Origin of the sequence: Sphingobacterium sp. UBA1498 (assembly GCF_002325125.1) — a bacterium.
GTDB lineage: Bacteria > Bacteroidota > Bacteroidia > Sphingobacteriales > Sphingobacteriaceae > Sphingobacterium.
In genome coordinates, this window is record NZ_DCRG01000012.1 from 93,050 (window position 1) to 119,518 (window position 26,469).

The following is a 26,469-nucleotide window of genomic DNA, read 5'->3' on the forward strand; positions in this document are numbered from 1 at the left end:
CACCCGCTAAAGTTTTATTTCATTGTCATCAATAAGTTTTGCGTCGCGCGTATTCTTTTGTACTGCGATTGCTGAGAATATACTCAATGAAAAGGACATTGCGTAAAATCCTTTCTCACTCAAAAGCAGTTCTGCATTCCATAGGCCTACAGTCAACAGAACAACGGCTACAATTGTTGCAAACCAGCTTAAACCATAGTACAATTCGGTAACGGCGAGCCCTTCGGCTTTATCTCTGACACTTTTTTGAACAGAGATAACCGCAAACAGGGCAAACAGTAAAATCGTGAAATAATATCCTTTTTCATTCAATGCCATTGTTGCATTCCATAAGCCTACGCAATAGCCAACAGTTCCAACCAATAATGCAGTCCATGACGCACCGATAAATGCCCCTGTTGGTTTAAATGGATTTCTTTTGTTTAAATCTCTTTGAGTTTTTTTTTCGTCAATCATGTTTTTTAGCGGTTCCATAATTTTCTTTTTTTAGTTTTAAAATGTTGTTGTTTTCTTATCCAAATATCTATAGTATTCAATTAGTTTTAAACTTATCTTTATAAGAATACTGACGATATAATTTTGTTTCATATATTTATTTAATGCGAATTTTTAAACGATGATAGATCCAATATCAGACTTACTATTATTGCTTGATAATGATGATAAGAAGAGTTTTAAAGCTTTTCTGAAACGTAAAAACAAGCGAAATGATGTAAAAAATGTCAGATTGCTAGAAATTATAGAAACTGACGATATAAATAAATTAAAAAAATTGTATGATCCTACTAAAAATCGGAATGCTTACCATGCCTTGAGAAAAAGGCTTCATGAGAGTCTGTTGTTTTTTCTTTCCAACAAGGTTTTTGAGCGAGACAATAGCGAGGCGCATGAAGCACTGAAATTGTTTGTTGTTGGCCGTTTCCTATTGGAAGGCCAGTTTACTAAGATTGGGTTTAAATGTCTTCAGCGAGCAGAAGACAAAGCGCTTCATCTTGAACAGTTTAGTTTGTTGAACGAAATCTTACAAACTAGGCTACAATATGCTCATTTAGACGCAACTGTTCATGTGGAACTGCTTGTCGGAAGGCTTGTCGAAAATCAACAAAAATTGCAGCAAGAAGCGAAATTTCAGATTGCTTATGCTTTGTTGCGCGCTGAATTGCAGAATATTCATTTGAGGGCAAAAATAGTTGATCTCAATAAGTTGATTTCAGATACGTTGAGTAAATACCGTATTTCCTTGGATGATCTCTTGTCATTTAAATCACTTTATCAACTCTTGTATATCGCAAATGAGTATGCTGCAATACATCAAAACTATGCGCTGGTTCGTTCTTTCTTAAAAACGGCAGATAATTTTCTGTTTAAGCATCCGGAGCAGGCATTCCTTCAGTTATTTTACTATCTGCATATTTTGTATTATCTGGCAAATTTCAATTTGCGGAATGGTTTTTTTAAGGAAAGTTTGATGTATTTGGAACGGATGGATGTAGTTTTGTCGCAGGGAAGCCCTGCTTTTCGAACGCAGTTTCAGCTACGGTGCCAATTGTTGAAGGCATTGAACTTTCATTACCTTGGCGATGGCGCAGAAGGTCTTGCGCTGTTAAAGAAAGGGATCAACCAATCAATAGCAAAATCAAGTGAGGTTGATCTGGCGGATCTACAATTATGTTTGGTCATGTTTTTAACCCAATTCCGCGATAAAACTGCTTTAGTTGAACTTCAAAAATTGACTCGGACGGATGCCTGGTACGAGAAGAAAATGGGGATGTTATGGACTATTCGGAAGAGGCTGCTCGAAATACTGATCCACATTCAATTTGATCATATCGATTTGGCAACTTCGAAACTAAAAAGCTTTGTTCGCCGGTATAAAAAATACTTGATGACTGTCAATGAAAACAGAGTGATTGATTTTGCTAAATTGATTGAAAAATATCTTTTAAACCCTACCATTATTCACACAAAATCGTATCGTGCAGCTGTTGATGCTATGGTGAATCAAAAAGAAAATAAGGATTTATTCGTTATGGGGTTTGCTGCTTGGTTAAAGGCTCTTGTTACTTCTGGAAGCCCTTATCAGGTTTTGTTGGATTTGATCAAAGAATCTTACTCTATTTGTGTATAAAATCGCTCGAAGGATTTCCAATATTTATCTTTATAGATGCCATAATCGATTTGGAGTTTTTCCTCGTACTGTTCGATTAACTGATCAATGGTCATGGTGATTTTTCGGAATTCTGTACAGGCCAGATAAATTTCCCTTAGGTTATCAGCCGTTTCTCGGCCAATATTAAGAACGCCAATATCATCTGGAAGGCTGTTCATTAGTTCCTCTTCAAAATTATCCATTAAATCATAAGTTTCGCGATTTGGCATTCCTTGAGTTGTCGTTCCATCATAGCTAATTTTTAGCGTAACGATCCAAGGGTGAGATGCTTTTCCATCCCAGTCTAATAGCGTTGTATTGATAATAGCTAATATCGGTAGGTCGTTTTCTAATATACCTTCAAAAGCTGTATAGATGTCATCTGTGGAATGATGTCTTAGATCAGTGTATTTTTCCACAAATTCCTTTTCTCTCCAGATCAAATAGTCTTTTAGCTTGAGCAGTGGAATCAACTCTTCGGTTGCGAGATCTTTTGAAGTCACATTCAAGTTATCAATGGCTATGATAGAATTCAATTCACCCATGTAATTGTCGAGAAATATCTCTATTCCATGGGTGATACTAGCCTTGTTCTCTTCCGTATAATCGGGATGGACAATAACGATATCGACTTCATCAGGGAAGTATTTATGCTGAACAGGATAAAAATACATTTCATTAATGTCAAAGGAAAATCCGTACATTTTAATTTTGAATTTTTCCATATCCGCGATAGCAGGTTTTAATGCTGTAAATTTCCAGTGAGGCAGTGATGGAGCAGAAGCGATCAGAAGTTCTACGAAAGCAATATTTTTGATGACTCCATCAGGAGTGATGACAAGTTCTACTGTATCACTATCGTACATCCCAGTTAAGAAATACAGTTCCTTGCGAAGCGAATCGATCTTTGGTAAAAGCTTGCTGAAAAAATGCTGATCAATTTGTTCTCCACTCTTTACGATTTGAAAAAATGTCTGTTCGTTTTTTTTAAACCACTCCCAAAAATCTTGTACGGCGTCGTTTTCACTTTCTTTTTTACCAAAAATATTATTCAAAAATCTCATATTTAATAGCTATTCGATTGAATTATCAACTTTACGTATTTGTTTTTTCATTTATTATTCCATAGCCCAGCGGAGAAAAATGATTTGAATGAAGAATCAAGAATACCGCTGTTCCTAAATTTAATTATATAATTACGGTCCGGCAAGTGAATTCAAGTTTAAAATAATTGAACAAACAATTGTTATAGGAATTTGTTAGGGTATTGTTGGAATTATAAATTAAAATTGGTCTTATGAAATTTAGCAAATTAACATTTTGTCTATTGGCAACTACGTTCGCACTTTCCTTTTCTGCTTGTAAATCGGGTTTATCTGACGATAAATTAGAAGAAAAGATCGAAAATGCCCTTACTGGTCGTAAAACGATAGACGTTGAAGTTGAAAAAGGAAAAGTTATCCTAAGTGGTACAGTTGGTTCGGAAGATGAAAAGCAACAGGTGGAGTCTATAGCTAAAACAGCAGGTGATAAAGACATTAAATCTATTCAAAATGATATTATCGTTAGCGCTCCAGTCTCATCAACACCGGCGCCAATTGAGGTATCCAATAATGATGCGGTACTTGGTGCGGCGGTGAATACGTTTATGAAAGATTTTCCTTCCGTGCAGGCTAGTGTAAAAGATGGTGTGATCTCTGTTACAGGTACATTGGAACAACCAAAGATAATAACCTTAAAACAGGGACTGGATAATTTGAATCCTAAGAAAGTAGATCTAAGCGGTATTGTTGTCAAAAAATAAAATAAGAAACTATGTCATTGCAAGAAAAATATAAAGTTCTTTTAGATACGGCTCAATCTTCAGGTGTAAATGATCTGAATTATGCCGAAATGGATGGTGTATTGCAGATTCGGGGTACTGCACCTACTGCAGCTATAAAAAATAAGCTGTGGGAAATCTACGGCAATATAGATCCAAATTTCCAAACGGGAGATGTGGTCCTCAATGTGGATGTGGCTACAGAAGTGCCGGGAAGTCAGGTTAAAGTCATTACAGAAAATAGCAACTTGAATGTTAGAAAAGGGCCCGGTACAGATCAGCCTATTGTAGGCAAAGCCGCCAAAGGAGAAATTATCACTTTGATTAGTAAAGCGAATGACCAATGGTGGCTAGTCAGAACGAAAGATAACGAAGAGGGATATTGTTATGCACAGTATTTAGAGTCTGTTTAGTGGTTGGAAGTTGTAGGACCATAGGGGGCAAACTCTCTTAGACCTTGAAAAAAGGAGAATTACCTAACGATAATTCTCCTTTTTTATTGATAACGTAAGCTGGTATTGGATGAGTTAGCGCGTACGGTAGCTACATGTCTACTGGAAAAATATGTCGAAAAACACTCCTATTTTAATTTTTGGTGTAATAATTGTGTTACTTTTAATGCAACAATTCTATTACATTATGTCGAAATTACGTCTTATTACAGTGTTATACCTGTGTTTAGCTTTAAAGTTTGGAGTTGCACAAGAATATGTTCGATTAGATAAAGATAGCTACCAGCTCCATTTATCAGAATATCCAAAAGATACAATCCGGATACTTGAAAAAGGAAGAAAAGCGAAGTTGAAGCCGGGTAAGTATATTTTGCAGAAAAATCAGTTTATGGGGCTTTCAAACGCATTTATCTCGATTAATCAGGACGGTATAGTCGAACGGGATTTTAAGATTGAAAAAGATGGCAAACAAGGTGTTGTTGTTGTACGACATGGTGTATTGCAGCAAATGAATGTGAAAGCTGCCACCTTGCCAGACTTTCAATATACAATAACGGATACTTCAAGTGTGCAGCGTAATTTTAAGAATGGGAAAATCAGTCAGGAAAAAACGGTATTTTACGGAGCTGCAAATAATGGGAAAAAAATAACAAAGGTATTTTTTGATAATTATTATACGGTTGAGAATGATTTTGACCATACTAGAGCTAACTACAGATTAGACAATACATTAATTTACAGTGCCAAATTGAATTGTAGTGGGCAGATACAGGAATCAAAGTTATTTGATGCTCATGGGCAATTACTAAAGCATACCTATCGGAAAGCTAAAGTTGAGTATATTGATGTATATCAGAATAATAATCTTGTCGAGCGGAAATATAACCTCCATAACCGCCTTTACCATGAGTATTTTAAGAATTCATTGCTCGTGCAAAGGGTAGTGGAGAAGAAGGATAAAGGGAATATCGAGAAGTATGTTTATAATGCGTCGGGAAAATTGATGGATAAAAATACCGGGGGCTAATGGAAAACACAAGCCTAATCAAGCAGAGATCGCTATATTTTTGCATTTTAAAAATATAGCGCTACCTTTGTGAAGCAATGAAGAAAATGAACAACATATTACGTTTTCCGTTTTTCTGTAATTATTATCGCCCGATAGTCGTTCGGGACCCCTATGCCTATTAAATTAAGAAATTAAATTATCATTTATAGCTAAGCCCGAACATAACGTTCGGGCTTTTTTTATTTTATATAACATTATGTTAAAAGAGTTAGAAGAAAACATTGAAATTATTTTACCGAAGACAGGACTTGCATCGAAGTTGAAGGAAGCTCAAGAAAAGAATCGTTCATTAATTATAAAACTTGGTTTTGATCCCACAGCGCCGGACCTTCATTTGGGGCACGCTGTGGTATTGAAGAAGCTAAGACAGTTTCAGCACCTGGGTCACGAAATCGTAATTTTGGTGGGCAGCTTTACGGCCCAGATTGGAGATCCTACAGGGAAAAATAAAGCTCGTGAACCGTTGTATCAGGATGAGATTGCCCATAATGCGGCTACTTATATTGCGCAACTGTCTAAGATTATTGATGTTTCAAAAGCAAAAATTGTTTTTAATGGTGACTGGTTGGATCAGCTAAATTTTACAGAAGTTATTCAACTGGTGTCGAAAGTCACTGTTGCCCAGATCATGCAGCGTCATGATTTTAGTAAGCGTTTAAACGAGAATCGGTCAATAGCCATGCATGAATTGCTTTATCCAATATTGCAGGGCTTTGACTCCGTGCATATCAAAAGCGATATTGAAATGGGCGGAACAGATCAAATGTTCAATTGCGCAATGGGACGGCAGCTACAGGAATCTTTTGGACAAGATCCACAAATAGTGCTGTGTATGCCCTTGTTGCGCGGGCTGGACGGAAAAGAAAAAATGAGCAAATCATTAAACAACACGATCGGTCTTTTGGATGATCCGAATGAAATGTTTGGTAAAACCATGTCAATTCCAGATCATTTAATTCCTGAATACATCGACTTGACGACAGATTTCAATCAGGAAATCAAACTTGGAATGAAGACCCGTCTTGAAATGGGGGAAAATCCAATGGAAATTAAGAAACTTATAGCACATAATCTTGTAGTCCAGTACCATGGCGATGCATTTGCGTTGGCTGCGAATGATTATTTTGTCAATCAATTTCAGCGTAAGAAATTGGAAGAAAAAGCTTTTTTAGAGGTGTCTTGTCAAACATTGCGCGAGCAGTTTGGTGAAAAGGCCAAACTGGTTGATCTGTGTTATTTCCTGAAAGGATCGACAAAGTCAGCGATGAGACGATTGATTATAGGCGGAGCTGTGCGGATCGATTCCATAAAACAGTTGAATCCGGATCTGACGATCTATGTAAATGCGGGGCTTAAAATAAAATTAGGCAAAAGAAGTTATTTTAAAGTTGTTTAGTATGGTTTTGGAAAGTATACTATTGTAATATTTTGTGAAAATCAGATAATTAACATGGTAATGCTTTACAAAGCCGTATATATTTTTTACCTTCATATTGAAGTCACATACTTTATTTTTTCATACCAATTATAGATGGAAACTTACAATAATACAGTTTTGGAGCAGTTGCCCCAACATCTGAAACGCTATGTTGTTGCGCAGAGATACGAACGCTATACCGCCTTAGATCAGGCACTGTGGCGTTATGTTATGCGTCAGAATTATTCATTTTTGAAAGATGTAGCGTATTACCCCTATATCCCCGGATTGAAAAAAGCGGGGTTATCCATTGAAACTATTCCCAATCTACAGGAAATGAACGATAGTCTAAAATTGATTGGCTGGGGAGCAGTGACAGTAGACGGTTTTATCCCGCCAGCAGCCTTTATGGAATTTCAGGCACATCGTGTATTAGTTATTGCTGCTGACATACGCCAATTGGAACATATTGAATATACTCCAGCCCCGGACATTATTCACGAGTCCTCTGGTCACGCACCAATAATAGGGGAGGCTGATTATGCAGCATACCTCCAGTATTTTGGAGAGATAGGCACAAAAGCACTCTCGTCAGGAAAGGATTTTGAGCTCTATGAAGCTATCCGCCAATTGTCTATTTTAAAAGAGCAAACAACCACGACCACAGTTGAGTTGGCTGCAGCAGAGAAAAATTTACAGACTATTCAGCAAAATATGGGCGAGCCATCGGAGATGGCACTGTTAAGTAGGCTGCATTGGTGGACTGTGGAATATGGGCTGATAGGAGATGCTCTTAACCCTAAGATTTATGGAGCAGGTTTATTGTCTTCCATTGGGGAGAGTGCAAGCTGTATGCAAGATGATGTACCCAAATTGCCATACGATTTATATGCGATTGAGTATTCGTACGATATTACCAAGCCACAGCCACAGTTGTTTGTTACTCCGGATTTTGAGCATCTAAGGATGGTGTTGGATAAATTTGCCGATACCATGGCTTTTCGAGTTGGAGGCAAACAGAGTGTTGAAAAAGCAATAGACTGTCGTTCTGTTTGTACTTTAGCGTATAGTTCTGGTCTGCAAGTGTCGGGAATTTTTACCTCAGCCAACGTAGATAAAAATCTTTCGTACATCCAGACACAGGGGCCTACAGCTTTGGCATTCGCGGGTAAGCAGCTCGAAGGACACGGTATAAATTATCATAGCGAAGGATTTGGTTCTCCAGTAGGAAATTTGAGAGATGCAGATCATGATCTGGAAGATTTTGATGACGCAACATTGATCCAATATGGTATAGTTGAAGGCCAGCAGTGTCTTTTAAACTTTGCTTCCGGAATTACGGTTGCAGGAACTGTTCAACGTATTTTCCGTCAATTTGACAAGATTGTTTTGATTTCATTTACCTCCTGTCGAGTATATCGTGGTGAAGATGTTTATTTTAGACCCGAATGGGGGCCGTATGATATGGCTGTCGGATCGGAGATTGTATCTGTTTTTGCCGGCGCCGCAGATAAAGATGCCTATGAAGCTCTGGAAGAACATCTCGATCACGCTTCGTCTTCAAAGTCTAATGAACCCGAAGATGTAAAGCTAGTGAACCTTCATGCGGCGATACGGAGCTTGCGGGAAAAAGGGTTTGATGAAGAAGCGTGGCTTGCTATCTTCAATCTCTTTGGATCGGAAAATGCGGATCATTGGTTAGGTTTGGTCGAGTTATTTGAAATTGCTCAGGCTAATGGTACAGAAGAGTTAACTAAGCTGGCTGAAGAGCAGCTCTTGGAATTTATCGATCGATATGCATATTTAAAAAAACTGATCGATGATGGACTGCGTGTTGCAAAGGAGGAGGCTATAAATAATCAGTAAGGAATTAGTGTATAAAACAGTATGCTGAAGCTAAACGTTGAAAAAGTTGTTTAAATCTCAAAAGGGAGCTGTCTAGTCTTTGGTTAGCTCCCTTCCTTATCATTCATTAGAATGATACTTGCAATGCTATTTGCCAGGCTTTGTCTATTTGTCCTTCATCCAATAGCTTCCCAACGTATTCATGAACATTTTCGCTGAATTTTGATGGACTGTCTTCAAAGTTCAGTTTCAGGTAGTTTAGGTACTTATCCGCTGGTTGTATATTTTTTAATGTGGGTAGGGCTTCGACATTGGCCAACAAGCCGAGGTGGTTTCCGGTCAGTACATTAGAGAATCTAATTTTTTCCGGAAGTTGATCAATACCAATTCCAAGGCTACGGAGGGGCTTTGGTACAATAAATAGATTTTCATCGGTGACGCGGCAGTACCAGTCACCACCGAGTCTAGCGACCAAGTCCAAATCTTTTTGCTCAATGGTATTATCCTTGCCCAATAAGTGTTTATGGACATGCATATACAGGATCTCGGCAATAACAAGATTACCAGCCCCAGGTTCATCGCTTAAAGCGACAATCTCTTTAACCCGACATTCGAGCTGGACTGGAGATTCGGCTACTCGTGGTGGCGCCACCTGAATAGAAGGCACAGCAGTAAAGCCAGACTTATCGAATTCATTTATTTCCTTCGCATATTCGGTGCTGGCAAGAGATTGCTGCTGCACCATATCGTAGTTGACAATATTGATGACGACTTCCTTTACTTCCTGTATGTTATCCAAGGTATGCTTGGTGCTGCCATCGCGCATCCGCCGCAGGGGTGAAAAAACACAGATAGGCGGCTGATGGGACATCAGGTTGAAATAGCTGAAAGGACTTAAGTTTACGTTTCCATTGCGATCTATTGTGCTGGCAAAGCAAATTGGACGGGGGGCAATAGCATATTTAATTAAATTATCGATGATAGCTTTGTCCGCTGCAGACTCAAAGGTCGTCGTTTCGAAAGGTGATGTCATATTCGGTAGATTTATGAATGATGTAGAACAATAGAATTGGAAAGTTTTCCGAGTGCGGTGATCTCCAATTCAATCTCATCGCCAAGGTTGAGCCATTGATCTTTATGGTTAGGGTCTTTTAAGCGTGCCGTGCCATTAAGTTCAAGAAAGCAGCCTGTTCCAACAGTGCCTGAACCGATCATATCACCAGGGAAGATCTCCACACCGTAAGAAGCCCGCTCAATAATTTCAGCAAAAGTCCAGTGCATGCTTGCAAAATTACCCGCTGAAACTTGTCTGCCATTTACTTTACAAGTCATATCGAGATCATAACAGTCGCCAATATGCCCCGCAGCTGCTTGAACTTTATAGGGCTCCAACTCATCTTTTGTAACTAACCAAGGTCCAATTGCTGTTGCAAAATCTTTACCTTTAGCAGGCCCCAAGCTTAATTTCATCTCTTCCATCTGCAGTTTTCTTGCGCTAAAATCATTCATGATCATGAATCCTGCAATGTACTCATCTGCTTTAGCGGCAGAAATGTTAATTCCCGACTTATTGATGACGATAGCGATCTCAAGTTCGAAATCAAGTTGATCTAAATGTAATGGCATACAGGGTATAGGCCCAGGGCCTTGTATTGCCTGATGATTTGAAAAATAGAAAACAGGAAATTTGTCAAATTCGGGGATCATTTCAAGTCCACGGTTTCTTCTCGATGTTTCCACATGCTGACGAAATGCGTACGCATCACGAAAAGAACTTGGATGAGGTACCGGAGCAATAAGCTGTGTGTCCTGTAACAGATGATAAGGTCTTTCGATCGTTCCCTGGACCAAAGCATGCTCAAATTCCTGGAGCGAACTCATGGTCTTTTCACCGCCTTTTAGAAAATCTGACATATTTTTAGGAAGAGTTTGATCGATTGCTGAACAAGGATAAAATCGGTCGGCTATAACCATGCCCAATTCTTGTTGACCATTTTCAGTGCTGGTGGCAATTCTCATATATCGTGTGTTCTATTTGGTTATTCAATGTTGTTGGCATTTGACACAAATATATTGTATAAGATTTGAAAAAAATATTCTTCTCTTGAAAATAGAAAAATATTCTTACCTTTATTAAAGCATTATAAACTATAAAAAATGATTCATTGTCGCGTACATCGCTTTGCGTTTTCCGTGCCCTATATTGCTTTTAACAGAGCAATTATAGCTGATATCGTTTTTGCACAATACTAACCTTCTCTTTTAATACTTGCCAATGGTCCTATTGGCAATTGGGATATTCATTTAATTTTATAACCGTTTAAATCGTAGAATTATGCCATTTTATGTTAAACAAGGGCAAATTCCAATGCAGCGACATACTGTTTTTAGAAAGCCCGATAATATGCTTTATGCTGAGGAACTCGTATCCACCCATGGTTTTTCAAGTCTTTATTCTTTGGTGTATCACTGCCATCCACCTACATTAGTCAAGCAAATTAGAGACCCCTACGATGTATCGCCCAATATCGCCCGGGACAAACATCTTAAGCACACCAGCTTAAAAGGATTTCAGGTGCAGGCTAAAGATGATTATCTCGAAAGCCGAACGCCCGTGCTGGTTAATGAGGATTTGCACATATCTTTGGCTGCTCCACGTCAATCTATGGATGATTATTTCTATAAAAATAGCCAGGCAGATGAGATTGTCTTTATTCATCAAGGAAGCGGAAGATTAAAGACTGGATATGGAAATATCCCATTTAAATATGGCGATTATTTAGTGATTCCCCGCGGAACGATTTATCAAATGGAGTTTGAGCAAAAAGAGAATCGATTGTTTATCGTTGAATCGTTTTCTCCTGTACGTACGCCCAAACGGTATCGTAATGAATTTGGTCAATTGATGGAGCATGCTCCCTTTTTTGAACGCGATATTCGGGTGCCGCAAAATTTGGAAACCTTTGATGAGCTGGGGGATTTCGAAGTGAAAATCAAGAAACAAGGGATGATTTATCCTTATGTCTACGGAAGTCATCCATTTGATTTTATTGGTTGGGATGGCTATCATTTTCCTTGGGCCTTTTCGATTCATGATTTTATGCCGATAACCGGCAAATTACATCAGCCGCCACCTGTCCACCAGACCTTTGAAACAGACAGCTTTGTACTGTGTAGCTTTTGTCCACGTATGTATGATTACCATCCCAATTCGATTCCCGCACCGTATAATCACAGCAATGTAGATTCGGATGAAGTGCTGTACTATGTCGATGGCGATTTTATGAGCAGAAAGTCTGTTGAAAAGGGACAGATTACGTTGCATCCAGGTGGTATACCTCATGGGCCCCATCCAGGTACAGTGGAAAAAAGCATCGGACAGGTTAAAACCGAAGAACTGGCTGTGATGATCGATCCTTTTCGACCATTAATGCTTACTCAAGAAGCGCTCAATATAGAAGATCCAGATTATTATAAGTCTTGGATGAGTTAGAATAATAAAACAAGAGTAACCTTTATATAAATTATGGCAAATACATTTGCAGAAAAGATTGCCCAAGCGCAAGATTTTTTACCTATTAATGGAACAGATTATATCGAATTTTATGTTGGCAATGCCAAGCAAGCGGCGCATTACTACAAGACAGCCTTTGGCTTCCAGTCGGATGCTTATGCCGGCCCTGAGACAGGAGTTCGAGATCGGGTATCTTATGTGCTAAAGCAAAATAAGATACGTTTAGTGCTTACTACGGCACTAAAATCTGACCATCCCGTCTCAGAGCATGTTAAAAAACATGGTGATGGCGTTAAAATATTAGCTCTTTGGGTGGATGATGCCAGAAAAGCATTTGAAGAAACAACAAAAAGAGGAGCGGAGGTATATCAGGAACCACAGCTTCTGAAAGATGAAAACGGCGAAGTCTGGACTGCCGGTATCTATACCTATGGCGAAACGGTGCATCTATTTGTCGAACGAAGGAATTATTCCGGTAGATTTATGCCTGGATATGAAAAATGGGAAAGTGATTACAATCCAAGCGAAACAGGTTTGCTTTATGTAGACCATTGTGTTGGTAATGTCGGATGGAATAAGATGAACGAAACAGTGAAATGGTACCAAGATGTGATGGGTTTCGTCAACATCCTATCTTTCGATGACAAGCAGATCAATACAGAGTATTCCGCGCTAATGAGTAAAGTGATGAGTAATGGAAATGGCTATGTTAAGTTTCCGATCAATGAGCCAGCCGAAGGAAAAAAGAAATCACAAATCGAAGAATACCTCGAGTTTTATGAGGGAGAAGGAGTGCAGCATGCCGCACTGGCAACGAAAGACATTGTTGCTACGGTGAAAGCACTTAAAGCAAGAGGAGTAGAGTTTTTGGGTGCGCCGCCCGAAGCATATTATGATATGTTACCTGAAAGGGTTGGAAGAATTGATGAAGAAATAAAGATCATTCAAGAACTCGGAATTCTGGTTGATCGTGACGAAGAAGGGTATCTGCTGCAGATCTTTACAAAACCTGTAGAGGATAGACCAACTTTATTTTATGAGATCATCCAACGCAAAGGAGCGCAGAGCTTTGGAGCAGGAAATTTTAAGGCCCTTTTTGAAGCAATAGAACGTGAACAGGAACGTCGAGGAAATTTATAGAAGCATGGAAGAGATGAAAGAATTGTTACGGGCCTTTGAGCATAAAAGCCCAGAAGTTGTTTTCGAATGGAAGGATAGTGAAACGGATGCAAGAGGATGGATTGTGATTAATTCTTTGCGAGGAGGTGCTGCCGGTGGTGGAACACGGATGCGGGCTGGGTTGGATAGGCACGAGGTGGAATCGTTGGCAAAAACAATGGAGGTCAAGTTCACTGTATCGGGACCCGCAATTGGAGGGGCAAAATCGGGGATTGATTTCGATCCACATGATCCACGGAAAAATGAGGTTTTGAAGCGTTGGTTTAAGGTAGTTACGCCGTTATTGAAAAACTATTATGGTACAGGTGGTGATTTGAATATAGACGAAATTCACGATGTCATTCCTCTGACTGAAGAATATGGACTGTGGCATCCCCAAGAAGGAATTCTGAATGGTCACTTTAAAGTAAATGAAAGCAATCGTATTCATCAAATTGGACAATTGCGATATGGCGTTTCCAAAGTATTGGAGGATAGTTCCTACAGTCCAGATCTGAGGCGTAAGTACAAAGTGGCAGATATGATCACTGGTTATGGTGTGTCAGAGTCAATTCGTCATTATTATCAACTTTTTGGTGATAATTGCTTCGGCAAGCGTGCCATAATTCAGGGCTGGGGCAATGTAGCTGCCGCCGCCGCATTTTATTTGTCTAAATGCGGTGTTAGAATAGTAGGTATAATTGATCGGGCCGGTGGCCTGATAAATCCCGAAGGCTTTGATGAGGCAGCTATCACTCGCTTGTTTCTAGAACGGAAAGGTAATGAACTTCATGCCGCAAACTTGATCCCTTTTGATCAGGTACAAAAAGAGATTTGGAACCTAAAAGCAGATATTTTCGTGCCCGCCGCTGCTTCCCGATTAGTTTCGAAAGATCAGATCCAACATCTGATAGATCATGGACTTGAGGTAATAGCTTCCGGTGCCAATGTACCATTTGCAGATCAAGAAATATTTTATGGGCCTGTTATGGAGTTTGCCGACCAGCATGTGGCGGTTATACCAGACTTTATCGCAAATTGCGGCATGGCGAGAGTATTTGCTTATTTAATGCAACGCAATATCGAAATTAGTGATGACGCAATTTTTTCTGATGTCTCCAACATTATCTTCGAAGCGCTAAAGAAAATTAGGATGGTTTCTTCTAATAAGACTCATATTTCATCAAGAGCATATGAAATCGCATTGAAACAGTTGGTATAAAATGGGGGTTAAATACAAGGCCTCATAGCTTTACGCTTTGTGGTAAAAAAAAACACTTGAAGCGGGGAACTTCAAGTGTTTCTAACTAACCAATTATTAACCTAAATTTATGAATGCTTAAAACAGTACAAAGGCTGTGCCAAAAAATATTTAATTTATGTGATGATAATCGCCGTTCAAAATGTGACCTACTAAAGGTAAATTAAGAAACCTGGTCGCTATGATATGTGCTGTCTTTCACTATTTTAATACCGGATAAATAGAAACTCCTGAAGCTGGGAGCAACAGGAGTTTTCCTAACCAATTATTAACCTAAATTTATGAAAAGTATTTATATAACGTAGTATCTTCAAAAAATGTTTCCCTTTTATTTCAGTTATTTAAAATTTTAACATTTTTTAATAATTGAGTGTCGAATTCAATAAACAATCACGTTTTCTATTAGATCGCTTTCTAGAAATAAAAAACCTGTTAGTGGGGATACTAACAGGTTTTTTATAAACTAACTAAATTATTAACCTAACTTTATGAAACTACTATCTTTTGTTCAAGAAAGATGCCAATACTTTGTATCGAACTTGACGTTTAACGATTTTTAACATGCGCTTATTTGCGTAATGAAAAAGTTTCTGATTATAGCGGTAATCCATTTTATTTTCAAACTTTTTTTTGGCCATAGCTGTTAATTTAACACAGGGGGCTATCAATTAATATGGCCTTGTTTTCATAAACTATAAAAAAAGTCTATGTCACTAACATACCGTTATCAATTTGAAAATAACGAAAGTCCATTTTGGGCTTTTGCAATACATGATGGTCATCACGTCGACGATAATATATTAGTCAATTTTAATATTTCTGAAGAGGAGCGATTACGGGAAGAGGATCCTTACACAGCTATTTTGGCGGAGCTACCTTTCAATAGGTTTGTGTCTGGAACGTCTAGGTTTCAATTGGACTTGAACCGAAAGCGAGAAGATGCTATTTATCTTAAACCTGAGCAATCGTGGGGCTTGCGTGTTTGGCGAGCAGCATTACCGCAGGGGCAGATAAATGAGTTATATGCAATTTATGACCGTGTGTATGCAGATGTATGTCAGCAGATTCAAAATACTATTGATCGTTACGGTTATTTTGTCATCTATGATATCCATAGCTACAACATGCGTCGCGAGGGACCTAAGGCACTTGTGAACAGTGCTGCCGATCCACAAATCAATTTAGGGACGCAACATAATCACCAAAAATGGAGAAACTTGACTGATCAATTATTAAAAGTATTACAAACTGGAAAAGATGGGCAAGTTTACGACGTGCGTGAGAATGTGAAATTTAAAGGTGGTTTTCTTTCTGCGTATTTGAATAATAAGTTCGGCGATAAAGGCTGTATTTTTTCGATCGAATTTAGGAAAGATTTTATGGATGAATGGACGGGGGAAGTTTTTCCACAAAAACTACAGGAGTATAAGCAACTTCTTTTGCAAAGTATAGAAACATTGGAAAATTATTTTGCCTATGAAAGATAATGCGAAACAACTCGCTGGCATTTTAAAAATGATCAAAAATAAGGAAGTTTTTCACGTACAGATTCCGTCTAAGAATAAATTGGTATTCAATCAAGTCGTTCCTTATCTATTTTTATACCGACAGTTTTTGAGTCCAGATCCTATGCTTGCAGAGCTGGTCAAGTCAGAGCCAGCTTATTTTAGAGTAAGAGATCCGCAGATGAATGTTTCTGAATGGATTGCCCCTATACTAAACAAACTTGTAGAGGAGTTTGGTGCTTGTTTGATCATTGAAGCCTGGGCATCAGATCCTGGGCAGGAAGAGGATATTCTAATCCATATTGCCCGTAAAAACGTCCAGTCTATTGCTCAATATTTAGGAAAGCAACTGACCACTGAAGAGTCGATTTCCAAAGTAGAAATACTTACGGATTCAAAAACGAATGCAACGCAGAGTCTCTCACCGTCAAGTATTCAATTGGATAATCTGAACACAAATATATTTTACATGGGGCTCGAGGTAAAACCGAAGTATCTATTAGGAGTAGATCAGCAAATTTTACCGATTGATCTTCGCCATTTTCGTGAAGCCATATCTAGGAGCTTGTCTAAAACATTCTTTGAATTCATTCGTATTCACACATTATCGAAACCTACTGCGTTTAAAATCAGCCAGCCAAAAAAAATGCTTCCTTTAGCATGGGAAATTGATCAGAAATTGGCTCGAGAGAGCCAGAGATTTGATTTTTTGCTGTTGATTACTCCTACAAATTCTTACGATGCTTGGCAACAGTTTAAGAAAGGTAATTACCGAAAAACACCTGTGTTTCATTATAGACCCATGCCTATCGATCCAGATATTATCAAAAGGAATCTTTATAATTTGCATATAGAGGATTTATTTGATCCCTCCATGGCATACTTATTTCGTGATAAACGAAAGGAGCTCGACCAGATGATGACAATGTTGAGTGAACGTGGAAAAGAGGGATTTTTGCTAGGAAGTATGCAAGTTTTTGGTACAGTTAATGAGAAATTATTGGAAAAAGCACAAGCAATCCTAACGATTACCACAACTGATCGAGAAGTGAGGACAAAAGAGGAAGATATTGTTTACGCCGAGGAATTCGCCAAGCTGGCCCAGGAGGAATTGGATTATTTGAAAAGCCAAGATCCAAACTTTGGAACGACAGTAAGACTTCGCGATGACATCTACGGCGTGATGGTCAACCAAGGCGTGCTCAATATAAGCAAGCAGTACAGTTTACCACGCAATAGGGTAAAGGCACTCATACAGCATGAAGTTGGCACACATATCGTCACTTACTATAATGGAAAACAGCAACCTTTCAGCCTTTTTAGGTTAGGGGTTCCTGGTTATGAAAAACTTCAGGAAGGTCTCGCTGTACTCGCTGAATATTTGGTCGGAGGGCTGACCAATAATAGATTGCGTATTCTAGCGGGAAGAGTTATTGCTGTGCATCATATGCAACAAGGCAATTCATTTATTGATACGTTCTCACTTTTAGTAGACAAATATCAATTTCTGCACGAAACTGCTTTCCAAATGACAATGCGAGTCTATAGAAGTGGTGGACTTACAAAAGATGCATTGTACTTGAGTGGCTTGATAGAATTGACCAATTATATCAAAAGCGGAAGGGAACTTGCACTTTTAACTATGGGCAAAATTCGTGAAGATTATATACCAATTGTTGAAGAGCTCACTTTAAAGGGGGTCTTGAAGTCTCCAATTTTAACCCCAAGATACTTAATGGCTCCCTATAAGGATAACTTGTTAAATCTCAAAAAGAATAATGGAATATTCCAAATGATTCAATAATCGAATTTTGTATATGAAAATAGCATTCGTGATCAACCAAACCCACAAAGAAACTGCTCGTTTTACGACTACTCTTTTGGCATTAAAGGCCCATCAAATGGGACATGAAGTTTATTATATTGGCCTGGCCGATTTTTACTATGAGTCGGCATATATTGCTGCCCATGTGCGAAAAGTAATGCCTGATCAGATGCTGACATCGGCTGACCGTTTCATGGAGGTATTACGAGAAACGGAAAAAACTAAAGTGTCGTTGGAGGAGATGGACGTAGTTTGGCTACGATTTGATCCAGTATTGGATATGGTAAGCAGACCTTGGGCGGCGGCTTCCGCACTGCAATTTGCATCTTTCCTAAAAGCGAAAGGAGTATTGGTCATTAACGATCCAGATAGCCTTGGTAGAGCCAGTAACAAGTTGTATTTAGAAGAGTTCGATGAATCTATTCGACCTAAAACTATTGTAACGCGAAACTATGCGGATGTGGTACGGTTTTTTGAACAACAGAACAGCCTAATTATTTTAAAACCTTTAAAGGGTTCGGGGGGCAAAAACGTGTTTTTGATCAATAAAGACAACCAGCAAAATCTAAAACAGACCGTAGAGGCTATTGCGCGAGATGGTTATGTAATTGGTCAAGAATACCTGCCGGAAGCTGCGCGTGGTGATATAAGGTTCTTTTTGCTCAACGGAGAGCCTATTTTAATCAACGGTAAATATGCTGCTGTTCATCGGGTACAACAGGGCGATGAGATCCGGAGTAATGTACATCAAGGTGCAAAGACCCAAGGTGCCGTTATTTCAGCGGAATTATTGGGGATGGTTGACAAAATAAAAGACAAATTGATCCAGGATGGAATGTATTTTGTTGGTCTAGATGTGGTTGGTAATCGTATTATGGAAATTAACGTATTTAGCCCAGGTGCGTTATGTCAGGCGGAAGAAATATTAAAGGAGGATTTTTCAGGGTTTATTATTAATAAACTGGAGGAAAAGCTTGTCGCCAGCAAAAAACTATCACTTAAATAAATTGGTTGTAAGAGCAGCCCTGGGGGAGTATTGTAAGATAGATTTGAGATAATTATGGATTTGAGATGAATAACCTTGATTAATTTATTTTTATTTTTGAAAAAAGAAAAATATGCTGATTATAGAATCTCCATCCGACGATGCCTATTTTAACATCGCTTCCGAAGAATATTTATTGGGTAAATATCCCAAAGAAGATATCTTTCTACTCTATATAAATGCTCCCTCAATTATTATAGGTAAGTTCCAAAATACACTCGCTGAAATAAATCTCGATTACGTTAATGACAATAATATTAAGGTTGTTAGAAGAATGTCAGGTGGAGGTGCTGTTTATCATGACGCTGGAAATCTTAATTTTTCGTTTCATACGTTATTGGGGAATCATGATTTTATGGATTTTTCAACCTTTACCCAGCCAATTATTTCGCTACTGAATCAATTGCATATACCCGCAAAATTGGAAGGAAGAAATGACCTCTTGGTTGACGGGAAAAAATTTAGCGGAAATGCTAAAATGGCGAAGAATGGCAAAATGATTCAACATGGCACAATATTGATCGATTCTCAGATGCAAATCCTTAGCGATGCTTTGAAGGTCAATCCATTGAAATTTGTAGATAAAGCTGTAAAATCAAATCGTGCTCGAGTGACTAATTTAATTGGATATTTGCCAAATGGTTTTACGACAGCTCATTTTAAAGAATTGCTCATTAAAGAAATAAAACGGGAAAACTCTGAAGCTAAAATCAGCACCCTTTCTCCGTTGGATATCGAAAATATCCAAAAACTGGTCAAAGAAAAATACGAAACATGGGATTGGAATTTTGGTTTTTCGCCAAATTACAATTTTAAAAAAGCAATTAAAGTAGCCGCTGGCTTTATTGAATTACACTTGGATGTACAAAAAGGATATATTGAACGCGCTAAAATTTTCGGAGATTTTTTTGCTTCCAAATCGATTCATGATATCGAAATTCTATTGGTTGGAAAAAAACATGAATTGGAGGAGATTGATTTTTTACTGCGGTCGATTGATCTGACGGATTATTTTGGTAAAGTCGATTCAGCTGAAATTCTCACTTTGTTTAAATAGGAAATGTTGTACTGCCCTGCAAGGGTTTAATAAGAAAAATATGCCTTGGAACCCGAATAGCTATTATCAGTTTAAAGATATTCGTTTTAAACCATTTTATGACTTAGCCGAACTTATTGTTGGAGATAACGTGCTGGATGCTGTAGATTTAGGCTGCGGTACCGGCGAACAGACTGCTATACTAAGTGAAAAATTTACCAATATAAATTTCCTTGGGCTGGATTCTTCAGCAGAAATGCTGTCTGATAGCTATAATCTCCAAACCGAACGTTTGAAATTTAGACAAAGTAAAGTAGAAAAATTTGTTGCTGAGCCAAGTACCTGGGACCTTATTTTTAGCAATGCTGCCTTGCAATGGGTGGATGATCACCGGGTTCTTTTTCCTCAGCTTATTTCCAAATTAAAAGTAGGAGGCCAATTAGCGGTACAAATGCCTTATCAGCCAGAAAATATCTTAAATAAGATTTTATTTGAACTGGGGAATGAGGAACCTTTTCGTACATATTTAAATGATTGGAATAGACCTTCTCCAGTATTGGATATCGATACTTATGCAAAGATGCTGTTTGAAAATGGCTTGGATCAATTGGATCTTTCGCTCCGAGTCTATCCTTTGCTTGCGGCTGATGCAGATACGCTCTATAATTTTATTGCAGGTTCAGCTTTGATTCCCTATTTTGAACGATTGGAGCAGGCTAAAAAGGTGGCATTTGTTGATGAGTTTAAAACTCGTATCAATAAACATTTCTCAAAATTTCCTAACATATATCCTTTTAAACGCATATTATTGTATGGACGTAAAAATAAATCTATTAATAGCCAATAAGATCTGACCAATCTGCATGTGCAATGTTAGCCAGGTCGACCGGATTTAATACCATCTGAAGACCTATTTTTCCTGCGCTTACTGCAATAAGGGTTTCTAGTTGAGCACCTTCCTCTATAAACGTTGGAAATTGTTTTTTCATTCCGATGGGCGAGCAGCCGCCACGAATGTAACCGGTGACTGTTAGGAGATCCTTCATCGGAAGCATCTCACAGTTTTTATTACCCGATGCTTTCGCAAGTTTTTTTAAATCAAGATGCGCGTTGCCAGGGATGACAGCGACAATATAAGGGTCTTTGTTTCCTTTTAGCACTAAGGTCTTGTATAATGTTTTGAGCGGTAAACCTAAAGTTTCCGCAACGTGTTCAGCACTGACATCCTGTTCATCAACTTCGTATTCTCGTAGTTCATAGCGTATTCCTGCGGTCTCCAGCAGGCGAACGGCATTTGTTTTACTGGACATACACTAGCGCTGTCTTTTCGTATTAAAATAATTTGTAATGGTCTCTAACGGAAATGTGTTCAAGCAATTAACCGCTTGAATCCCTCCTTTTTGAGCGACTAGCACGCCATATTGCATATCGCGTAGCCCTTCAGTGCGATGGGCATCTGGATTCACGGATAGCAATACTCCCTTTTCTACGGCATAACGGTGCCATCTCCAGTCAAGATCCAGGCGTAAAGGATTGGCATTGATCTCAATGACAACTCCATTTGTAGCACATGCATCGATGACTTTTTTAAAATCTAATGGATAGCCGGCTCTGCTTAACAATAGCCTTCCGGTAGGATGTCCCAATATGGTTGTATAAGGATTTTCTATCGCTTTAATTAACCTAGCGGTTGCTTTTTCTTCATCCATCTTTAGATTGGAGTGAACGGAAGCAACAACAAAGTCGAATTTCGCCAATATCTCATCCGGATAGTCCAATGAACCATCACCTAAAATATCAGATTCAATCCCGCGAAAGATCTGGAACGGCGCTAATTTTTCATTCAAAATAGCGATTTCCCGCCATTGTTCTTCTAATCTTTCGATGGAAAGTCCATTCGCATAAACTGCCGTTTTCGAGTGATCACAAATTCCAAGGTATTCGAGACCCAATACGTCTTTACAATGCAATGCCATTTGTTCAAGACTATGCACACCATCGCTATAAGTTGAGTGATTATGGAGTGTACCTTTGATATCCTGGTATTGGATTAGCTTAGGTAGCGTATGGTTTTGGGCCTGTTCTATTTCATTTAATCCTTCACGCAATTCGGGTTCGATATAATCCATGCCCAAGTTGCGGTAAATCGCTTCTTCACTGGAAAGTGAAGGAAGATCAGGTAGGATATTAAAGAGCAGCTCAAGGTGTGCAGTGGATCCGGTGCTAAGGATCAGGTCACGATAAAAATCATTGATATTGGTGTTGAAAACTTTGAACGTGAAGCCCAATTCATCGGTCAGCTCAATGGAGTTTTCTGTTCTTTCCACTAAAATATACCCTTCTAGGTATTTGATTACACTGTCTATACTTTCAGATATTAAAAGATCCACTGTACTTAATACTTCGCACTTTCTTCTGAAATCGCCCGTAAAAGATAAAAGAGAAGAAGGGAAATGTATTTTTAGATTATTGAAAAATTTCTCCGCGAGCGGAAGCACTTTTGCATATAAAAACCAACCTTTATTTGAGATTGAAAATTCAATGGATTTTTTTATATCTTCCTGTGTTTTGAGTCCAAATCCTTTTGCTTCGACGAGGCGATTTTCGTTACAGGCATAAAGTAGCTCACCGATACTTTCGATCTCTAGTTCCTTCCAGATAATTTGAATTTTCTTAGGACCCAATCCTTTAATATTTAACATTTCAACAACACCGGAGGGTGTCTTTTCAATGAGTTCGCTAAGTTCCTTAAAAGTTCCCGTAATAGCGACCTCCTTAGCTTTTTCAGCAATACTCTTTCCGATTCCCGGATGTGCGCTTAATTCTTCAAGACTTGCCTCTAATATGCTAAAAGGCAACTTATCCAATTTAAATGACGCACTCGCTATGGACTTTGTCCGAAAAGGATTTTCGTTGTGTAGCTCCATCAATTGGCTGCATAATTTGAAAATTTTTGAGATCGCTTTATTGTCCATTGTATGCTGAATTGTTAAGCTGCAAATATCTTAAATTTTACCACAAATTAATAATTCCGATACAGATATTACGACATTGACTATTTTATACTATTTCCGGAAATCAACAACAATATGACAAATGCAGGGGTGCTTAACCAAACATTTTAGCTATTTTTGCCGTTTTTTGGGGTTAAAATTAGGGTCTCTTAAAGACTTCACTATAAAAATAGCCCTATCAAACCAGAAACAAAATGATAGCAGACATTAGTGACAAAGACATCAGTAGTCTTTATAAGACGGGTATTATTCAACAGACAGCTTATTGGTCTGCGGTAAAAAAAATGCAAGGAATACAGTCCAAAGCATTTAATTTCAAATCTAAACGCTCCGATTTATATGTCGGAGTACAAGACGATACCTATTTTATCGGAGATCTATTGGTTATCCTTCAAGCTGTAGATCAAGAGCATAGCATTGCCTACGTACCCTATGGGCCTGAGATTGAACCCTCGGATGAAAACCAGGGATTCTTTTTAGAACAGTTATCAGAGAGTTTACGTTCCCATCTCCCACCAAATTGTATCATGATTCGTTATGATCTCTCCTGGGAATCGCACTGGGCCAAAGAAGAGGATTGTTACGATCTCCATGGTAATTGGCTGGGAGTACCAGAGAAACGTATTCAGGAGATGCGTTTTAACTTTAATACCGAAAACTGGAATTTTCATAAAGCAAATACCGATATACTTCCTTCCAATACGATTTTTATGGATCTTCGAAATGAAGAGAACTTATTGCTTGGAAATATGAAGTCTAAGACGAGATATAATATTAATCTTGCCGAGCGAAAAGGTGTACGCGTCCGTTCATTGGGAATGGAAAGTCTAGAAATTTGGTACGAACTTTATAGACAGACAGCACTTCGAAATAACTTTTTTTTACATGATATCAATTATTTTAAGATTGTTCTTTCTGCAAGGGCAAATGATACATTATCGCCCGCTGATGTGTATCTTTTAGTGGCGGAAGTGGATAATCAGCCCTTGGCAGCTATGTTTTTGGTGATTGCAGCAAATCGGGGTACTTACCTTTATGGAGCCTCTGCGTCCGAGAATCGTAATTATATGGCAACATATGCTCTGCAATGGCGTGCAATGCAGCTTGCGAAAGAAAAAGGTTGTACAGAATATGATTTCTTTGGTGTCTCTCCACAGGCAGATCCTTCACATCCTCTGTATGGGCTTTATCGTTTCAAAACAGGATTTGGTGGAAAGATTTATCACCGTATGGGATGTTGGGATTATCCGTTGGACAATAGAAAATATCAATATTATGCTTCAATGGAGTTTAAAAACCAAAGTTATCATTTGAGCTAACAATTAGAAGACTTCACCTAAGGTGAGTCGGACACCGCGGTGGTTCTTACTAATTCCATAATCGATGCCGATGTTGGTGCCTGAATTTTTGTTAAACTTAATTCGCGCACCAGCCCCGGTACCGACATTCCAATCTTCAAACATGGCATTCTTTGGCCCGTTTAAAGTGGTAAAATTCATAAACGCTACAAATCCAAATAAGCCATCTCTCGTAATATCACGACGATATTCCGTTTCTAGATAATAAAGCGATTTACCCCGAAAGCGACTTACAGGAAAACCCCTTCCAGAACTATTATAGGGATCCCAACCTAAATTAGGAAGATCGAGATAAGGGGCTTTGCTGTTAAATACAGTCCAGAAGAAGCTCCTTACGGCAATCATATTCTGTCGATTTCTGTCTTGGGTAAGCCTATGGTATCGTCTGACTTCAAAAAATAGCGATTTCCAATTTTGATCACTACCTAAAAACGTCGGATTGACTCGAAACTGCAGGTTGGCATAGTTCCCCGACCAGGTGTTGATCGAATTGGCGCGTGTATCGTAAATTAAATTGAAGCTGACTCCGGAAGATGTGGTATTATCTCTTAAATCTGTTCCATAAGGATAAGAAGTGTAGTCTTCGAGTTTGGTATCGCTCGTAGACTTAATGTTCATTCGGTAATCCAAGTCATATCCGATACCCATAAACAGTCCGCCGTGAATTCTTTTTAATGCGTGTTGATATAAGCGAAAATAGGTGTAATCTAAATTAATCTGTTGTTCACCTTGGTGCTCTTTACCTATTCCCCAAGTTTCGTGCGGATATTTTAAGAGACGTATATCGCCGTCGATTACCCATGAATTCTCCTTTAACCAAATATAGGATCGGATTGGAAGGCCAAATCTTTTACCAAAATTTGTATATGGAGTAAATGTCATTTTAGACATATAGGTGTTAGACCGATCACCCAGATAAAATCCTGCTGTCGTACTGGTAATTAAAGCATGCCCTCCGCCAGGAACATTTGTCGAAAATGGCAAAAAGGAAAAATAGACTTTCTTTCCTGTACTTTTTACCGTTTGCGGCGGCCTGATGTTTAATATTTCTTTCCCAATATCAATTAAGTCACGTTGTTTGCTTGTGTCAGCCAGATGTTTGGTGGTTTCTATTTCATTTGCAGGGCGCTGAGCATATATAAATTTCTCGCTGCACAGCAATAAAATCAAGAGAAGGGGCAGCCTAAAGTCAAAAAGATATTCGTTATTGTTGTGTGTCATGAACGCATGCAATCTAATAGGAAAAAGACAGAATAACAATATTCAAACCAATAATTTATTCATTCTGTCACGTTTTGGTTATACAAAGAACAGATCGAAAATTTCACTCGCCTAGAAAATTAGATCACTTACCGATTTTAATACAAGGTTAATCTAAATGTAATGATATCAATAGATGAGTTGTCTTAACTTTGAAACAGAAAATAAATAAATAAAAAGTGCGCAACAAATTTATATAGTAAGCGACAATACGATAGAAAAAAATATACTAATACATTATAAAATTTAAAAAAAAATATGAAAACTCTAGTAAAAACATTTGTAGCAGCGGCAATGATAGCAGTCTCTACCTGCTCAATGGCTTCAGTTAAACCTGAAGAACGCAATCTAGTAACCGCTGATTTGGCCATCGATGAATACGTTGGGGCAATGACCGAAGGTCAAGTAACGAATTTAGAGAAACTTTTCACAGCTGATTTTAACCAAAAAATTTGTGGTAAGCAAGATTTGAAACATAGCCGTCTTGAGATCATTGAGTTTTTGAAAAAACAAAAAGGGATCAAATTGAACTGCAGAACAACAACACAGATTGTTGAAGAATTACCCGATTACGCAATCGCGAAAGTTACCATGCAATTCGACGATTTCGCTAAAACAGATTTAATCACCCTGGTCAAAGAAAATGGAACCTGGAAAATTTCAAAATCTGTAAATTCTTACAAATAGAACTGTGTCTTAAAATGTGCTTTAAAAAATAAAAAAAGAGGGTGTCCGAAAA

At 38.4% G+C, this 26,469-nt stretch carries 23 protein-coding genes; 16 read left to right on the plus strand and 7 right to left on the minus strand.

Annotated features, from left to right (window positions below; all coding sequences use genetic code 11):
- Positions 1-6 precede the first annotated feature (6 nt).
- On the minus strand, positions 7-474 hold the full coding sequence (gene yiaA / locus B3139_RS08350; protein ID WP_293881796.1) for an inner membrane protein YiaA: 468 nt from the start codon (positions 472-474) through the stop codon (positions 7-9).
- Between the two features lie 142 nt (positions 475-616).
- On the opposite strand from yiaA, the gene B3139_RS08355 reads away from it, so the two are divergent.
- Positions 617-2,128, plus strand: coding sequence for a hypothetical protein (locus B3139_RS08355; RefSeq protein WP_293881798.1), 1,512 nt, complete (start codon positions 617-619; stop codon positions 2,126-2,128).
- Here the strand turns inward: B3139_RS08355 and B3139_RS08360 are convergent.
- The gene (locus B3139_RS08360) at positions 2,110-3,213 is read right to left on the minus strand and encodes a DUF695 domain-containing protein (RefSeq protein WP_209575969.1); all 1,104 of its coding nucleotides are present in this window, start codon (positions 3,211-3,213) and stop codon (positions 2,110-2,112) included. The two genes, B3139_RS08355 and B3139_RS08360, sit on opposite strands and share 19 nt — an antisense overlap.
- A 233-nt stretch (positions 3,214-3,446) precedes the next feature.
- Between B3139_RS08360 and B3139_RS08365 the strand changes: the two genes are divergently transcribed.
- The 5 genes from B3139_RS08365 to B3139_RS08385 all read left to right on the plus strand — a co-directional run bounded on the left by B3139_RS08365 (position 3,447) and on the right by B3139_RS08385 (position 8,775).
- The gene (locus B3139_RS08365; protein WP_209575967.1) at positions 3,447-3,953 is read left to right on the plus strand and encodes a BON domain-containing protein; all 507 of its coding nucleotides are present in this window, start codon (positions 3,447-3,449) and stop codon (positions 3,951-3,953) included.
- Positions 3,954-3,964: 11 nt separating this feature from the next.
- Positions 3,965-4,384, plus strand: coding sequence for an SH3 domain-containing protein (locus tag B3139_RS08370; protein ID WP_209575965.1), 420 nt, complete (start codon positions 3,965-3,967; stop codon positions 4,382-4,384).
- Between the two features lie 226 nt (positions 4,385-4,610).
- A complete protein-coding gene (locus B3139_RS08375; RefSeq protein WP_293881804.1) occupies positions 4,611-5,450 on the plus strand; it encodes a hypothetical protein in 840 nt (279 codons plus the stop codon).
- Positions 5,451-5,688: 238 nt separating this feature from the next.
- A complete protein-coding gene (tyrS, locus tag B3139_RS08380; RefSeq protein ID WP_293881806.1) occupies positions 5,689-6,888 on the plus strand; it encodes a tyrosine--tRNA ligase in 1,200 nt (399 codons plus the stop codon).
- Between the two features lie 135 nt (positions 6,889-7,023).
- Positions 7,024-8,775 carry an aromatic amino acid hydroxylase gene (locus B3139_RS08385; protein WP_293881808.1) on the plus strand — a complete coding sequence of 584 codons (1,752 nt, stop codon included), beginning with the start codon at positions 7,024-7,026 and terminating at the stop codon, positions 8,773-8,775.
- Positions 8,776-8,881: 106 nt separating this feature from the next.
- On the opposite strand, the gene B3139_RS08390 is transcribed toward B3139_RS08385, so the two are convergent.
- Both B3139_RS08390 and B3139_RS08395 read right to left on the minus strand, forming a co-directional pair.
- Positions 8,882-9,787 (minus strand): flavin reductase family protein, encoded by a 906-nt coding sequence (locus B3139_RS08390; RefSeq protein WP_293881810.1) that lies wholly within the window; start codon positions 9,785-9,787, stop codon positions 8,882-8,884.
- A gap of 11 nt (positions 9,788-9,798) precedes the next feature.
- Positions 9,799-10,773 carry a fumarylacetoacetate hydrolase family protein gene (locus B3139_RS08395; protein WP_293881812.1) on the minus strand — a complete coding sequence of 325 codons (975 nt, stop codon included), beginning with the start codon at positions 10,771-10,773 and terminating at the stop codon, positions 9,799-9,801.
- 316 nt (positions 10,774-11,089) lie between these two features.
- On the opposite strand from B3139_RS08395, the gene B3139_RS08400 reads away from it, so the two are divergent.
- The 8 genes from B3139_RS08400 (at position 11,090) to B3139_RS08435 (ending at position 20,945) form a co-directional block, all read left to right on the plus strand.
- Positions 11,090-12,247, plus strand: coding sequence for a homogentisate 1,2-dioxygenase (locus B3139_RS08400; RefSeq protein WP_293881814.1), 1,158 nt, complete (start codon positions 11,090-11,092; stop codon positions 12,245-12,247).
- Positions 12,248-12,280: 33 nt separating this feature from the next.
- A complete protein-coding gene (gene hppD / locus B3139_RS08405; protein WP_293881816.1) occupies positions 12,281-13,408 on the plus strand; it encodes a 4-hydroxyphenylpyruvate dioxygenase in 1,128 nt (375 codons plus the stop codon).
- The gene (locus B3139_RS08410) at positions 13,380-14,648 is read left to right on the plus strand and encodes a Glu/Leu/Phe/Val dehydrogenase dimerization domain-containing protein (RefSeq protein ID WP_293881818.1); all 1,269 of its coding nucleotides are present in this window, start codon (positions 13,380-13,382) and stop codon (positions 14,646-14,648) included. The genes hppD and B3139_RS08410 overlap by 29 nt, the downstream gene beginning before the upstream one ends.
- Positions 14,649-15,394: 746 nt before the next feature.
- Positions 15,395-16,174, plus strand: coding sequence for an N-formylglutamate amidohydrolase (locus tag B3139_RS08415; RefSeq protein ID WP_293881820.1), 780 nt, complete (start codon positions 15,395-15,397; stop codon positions 16,172-16,174).
- Complete coding sequence (locus tag B3139_RS08420; protein ID WP_293881822.1) at positions 16,164-17,996, plus strand: flavohemoglobin expression-modulating QEGLA motif protein; 1,833 nt, start codon at positions 16,164-16,166, stop codon at positions 17,994-17,996. Before B3139_RS08415 ends, B3139_RS08420 begins: the two co-directional genes overlap by 11 nt.
- A 13-nt stretch (positions 17,997-18,009) precedes the next feature.
- Positions 18,010-19,023, plus strand: a complete 1,014-nt coding sequence (locus B3139_RS08425) for a glutathione synthase (protein ID WP_293881824.1) — start codon at positions 18,010-18,012, stop codon at positions 19,021-19,023.
- 112 nt (positions 19,024-19,135) lie between these two features.
- Positions 19,136-20,119 carry a lipoate--protein ligase gene (locus B3139_RS08430; protein ID WP_293881826.1) on the plus strand — a complete coding sequence of 328 codons (984 nt, stop codon included), beginning with the start codon at positions 19,136-19,138 and terminating at the stop codon, positions 20,117-20,119.
- A 40-nt stretch (positions 20,120-20,159) separates the two neighbouring features.
- Entirely contained in the window at positions 20,160-20,945 is a 786-nt protein-coding gene (locus B3139_RS08435) for a methyltransferase domain-containing protein (protein WP_293881828.1), read from the plus strand.
- Here the strand turns inward: B3139_RS08435 and ybaK are convergent.
- Entirely contained in the window at positions 20,932-21,408 is a 477-nt protein-coding gene (gene ybaK, locus B3139_RS08440; RefSeq protein WP_293881830.1) for a Cys-tRNA(Pro) deacylase, read from the minus strand. The two genes, B3139_RS08435 and ybaK, sit on opposite strands and share 14 nt — an antisense overlap.
- Positions 21,409-21,411: 3 nt before the next feature.
- Positions 21,412-23,073 carry a DNA polymerase/3'-5' exonuclease PolX gene (locus B3139_RS08445; RefSeq protein WP_293881831.1) on the minus strand — a complete coding sequence of 554 codons (1,662 nt, stop codon included), beginning with the start codon at positions 23,071-23,073 and terminating at the stop codon, positions 21,412-21,414.
- Between the two features lie 233 nt (positions 23,074-23,306).
- On the opposite strand from B3139_RS08445, the gene B3139_RS08450 reads away from it, so the two are divergent.
- Positions 23,307-24,431 (plus strand): lipid II:glycine glycyltransferase FemX, encoded by a 1,125-nt coding sequence (locus B3139_RS08450; protein ID WP_293881832.1) that lies wholly within the window; start codon positions 23,307-23,309, stop codon positions 24,429-24,431.
- A 3-nt stretch (positions 24,432-24,434) separates the two neighbouring features.
- Here B3139_RS08450 and B3139_RS08455 read toward each other — a convergent pair whose 3' ends face one another.
- Complete coding sequence (locus B3139_RS08455; RefSeq protein ID WP_293881833.1) at positions 24,435-25,691, minus strand: hypothetical protein; 1,257 nt, start codon at positions 25,689-25,691, stop codon at positions 24,435-24,437.
- Between the two features lie 297 nt (positions 25,692-25,988).
- Between B3139_RS08455 and B3139_RS08460 the strand changes: the two genes are divergently transcribed.
- Positions 25,989-26,417: a nuclear transport factor 2 family protein gene (locus B3139_RS08460; protein ID WP_293881834.1), complete on the plus strand. Its 429-nt coding sequence runs from the start codon at positions 25,989-25,991 to the stop codon at positions 26,415-26,417.
- The last annotated feature ends 52 nt before the right edge of the window (positions 26,418-26,469 follow it).

What these genes read in the sequence shown, in the direction of transcription:
- B3139_RS08365 (WP_209575967.1), top strand. Translation starts at nt 3,447, where the DNA reads ATGAAATTTAGCAAATTAACATTTTGTCTATTGGCAACTACGTTCGCA.
- B3139_RS08400 (WP_293881814.1), top strand. Translation starts at nt 11,090, where the DNA reads ATGCCATTTTATGTTAAACAAGGGCAAATTCCAATGCAGCGACATACT.
- B3139_RS08420 (WP_293881822.1), top strand. Translation starts at nt 16,164, where the DNA reads ATGAAAGATAATGCGAAACAACTCGCTGGCATTTTAAAAATGATCAAA.
- B3139_RS08455 (WP_293881833.1), bottom strand. Translation starts at nt 25,691, where the DNA reads ATGACACACAACAATAACGAATATCTTTTTGACTTTAGGCTGCCCCTT.
- B3139_RS08375 (WP_293881804.1), top strand. Translation starts at nt 4,611, where the DNA reads ATGTCGAAATTACGTCTTATTACAGTGTTATACCTGTGTTTAGCTTTA.
- B3139_RS08430 (WP_293881826.1), top strand. Translation starts at nt 19,136, where the DNA reads ATGCTGATTATAGAATCTCCATCCGACGATGCCTATTTTAACATCGCT.
- B3139_RS08370 (WP_209575965.1), top strand. Translation starts at nt 3,965, where the DNA reads ATGTCATTGCAAGAAAAATATAAAGTTCTTTTAGATACGGCTCAATCT.
- B3139_RS08415 (WP_293881820.1), top strand. Translation starts at nt 15,395, where the DNA reads ATGTCACTAACATACCGTTATCAATTTGAAAATAACGAAAGTCCATTT.
- tyrS (WP_293881806.1), top strand. Translation starts at nt 5,689, where the DNA reads ATGTTAAAAGAGTTAGAAGAAAACATTGAAATTATTTTACCGAAGACA.
- B3139_RS08435 (WP_293881828.1), top strand. Translation starts at nt 20,160, where the DNA reads ATGCCTTGGAACCCGAATAGCTATTATCAGTTTAAAGATATTCGTTTT.
- B3139_RS08450 (WP_293881832.1), top strand. Translation starts at nt 23,307, where the DNA reads ATGATAGCAGACATTAGTGACAAAGACATCAGTAGTCTTTATAAGACG.
- B3139_RS08445 (WP_293881831.1), bottom strand. Translation starts at nt 23,073, where the DNA reads ATGGACAATAAAGCGATCTCAAAAATTTTCAAATTATGCAGCCAATTG.
- B3139_RS08425 (WP_293881824.1), top strand. Translation starts at nt 18,010, where the DNA reads ATGAAAATAGCATTCGTGATCAACCAAACCCACAAAGAAACTGCTCGT.
- B3139_RS08360 (WP_209575969.1), bottom strand. Translation starts at nt 3,213, where the DNA reads ATGAGATTTTTGAATAATATTTTTGGTAAAAAAGAAAGTGAAAACGAC.
- B3139_RS08355 (WP_293881798.1), top strand. Translation starts at nt 617, where the DNA reads ATGATAGATCCAATATCAGACTTACTATTATTGCTTGATAATGATGAT.
- B3139_RS08390 (WP_293881810.1), bottom strand. Translation starts at nt 9,787, where the DNA reads ATGACATCACCTTTCGAAACGACGACCTTTGAGTCTGCAGCGGACAAA.
- B3139_RS08385 (WP_293881808.1), top strand. Translation starts at nt 7,024, where the DNA reads ATGGAAACTTACAATAATACAGTTTTGGAGCAGTTGCCCCAACATCTG.
- yiaA (WP_293881796.1), bottom strand. Translation starts at nt 474, where the DNA reads ATGGAACCGCTAAAAAACATGATTGACGAAAAAAAAACTCAAAGAGAT.
- hppD (WP_293881816.1), top strand. Translation starts at nt 12,281, where the DNA reads ATGGCAAATACATTTGCAGAAAAGATTGCCCAAGCGCAAGATTTTTTA.
- ybaK (WP_293881830.1), bottom strand. Translation starts at nt 21,408, where the DNA reads ATGTCCAGTAAAACAAATGCCGTTCGCCTGCTGGAGACCGCAGGAATA.
- B3139_RS08460 (WP_293881834.1), top strand. Translation starts at nt 25,989, where the DNA reads ATGAAAACTCTAGTAAAAACATTTGTAGCAGCGGCAATGATAGCAGTC.
- B3139_RS08395 (WP_293881812.1), bottom strand. Translation starts at nt 10,773, where the DNA reads ATGAGAATTGCCACCAGCACTGAAAATGGTCAACAAGAATTGGGCATG.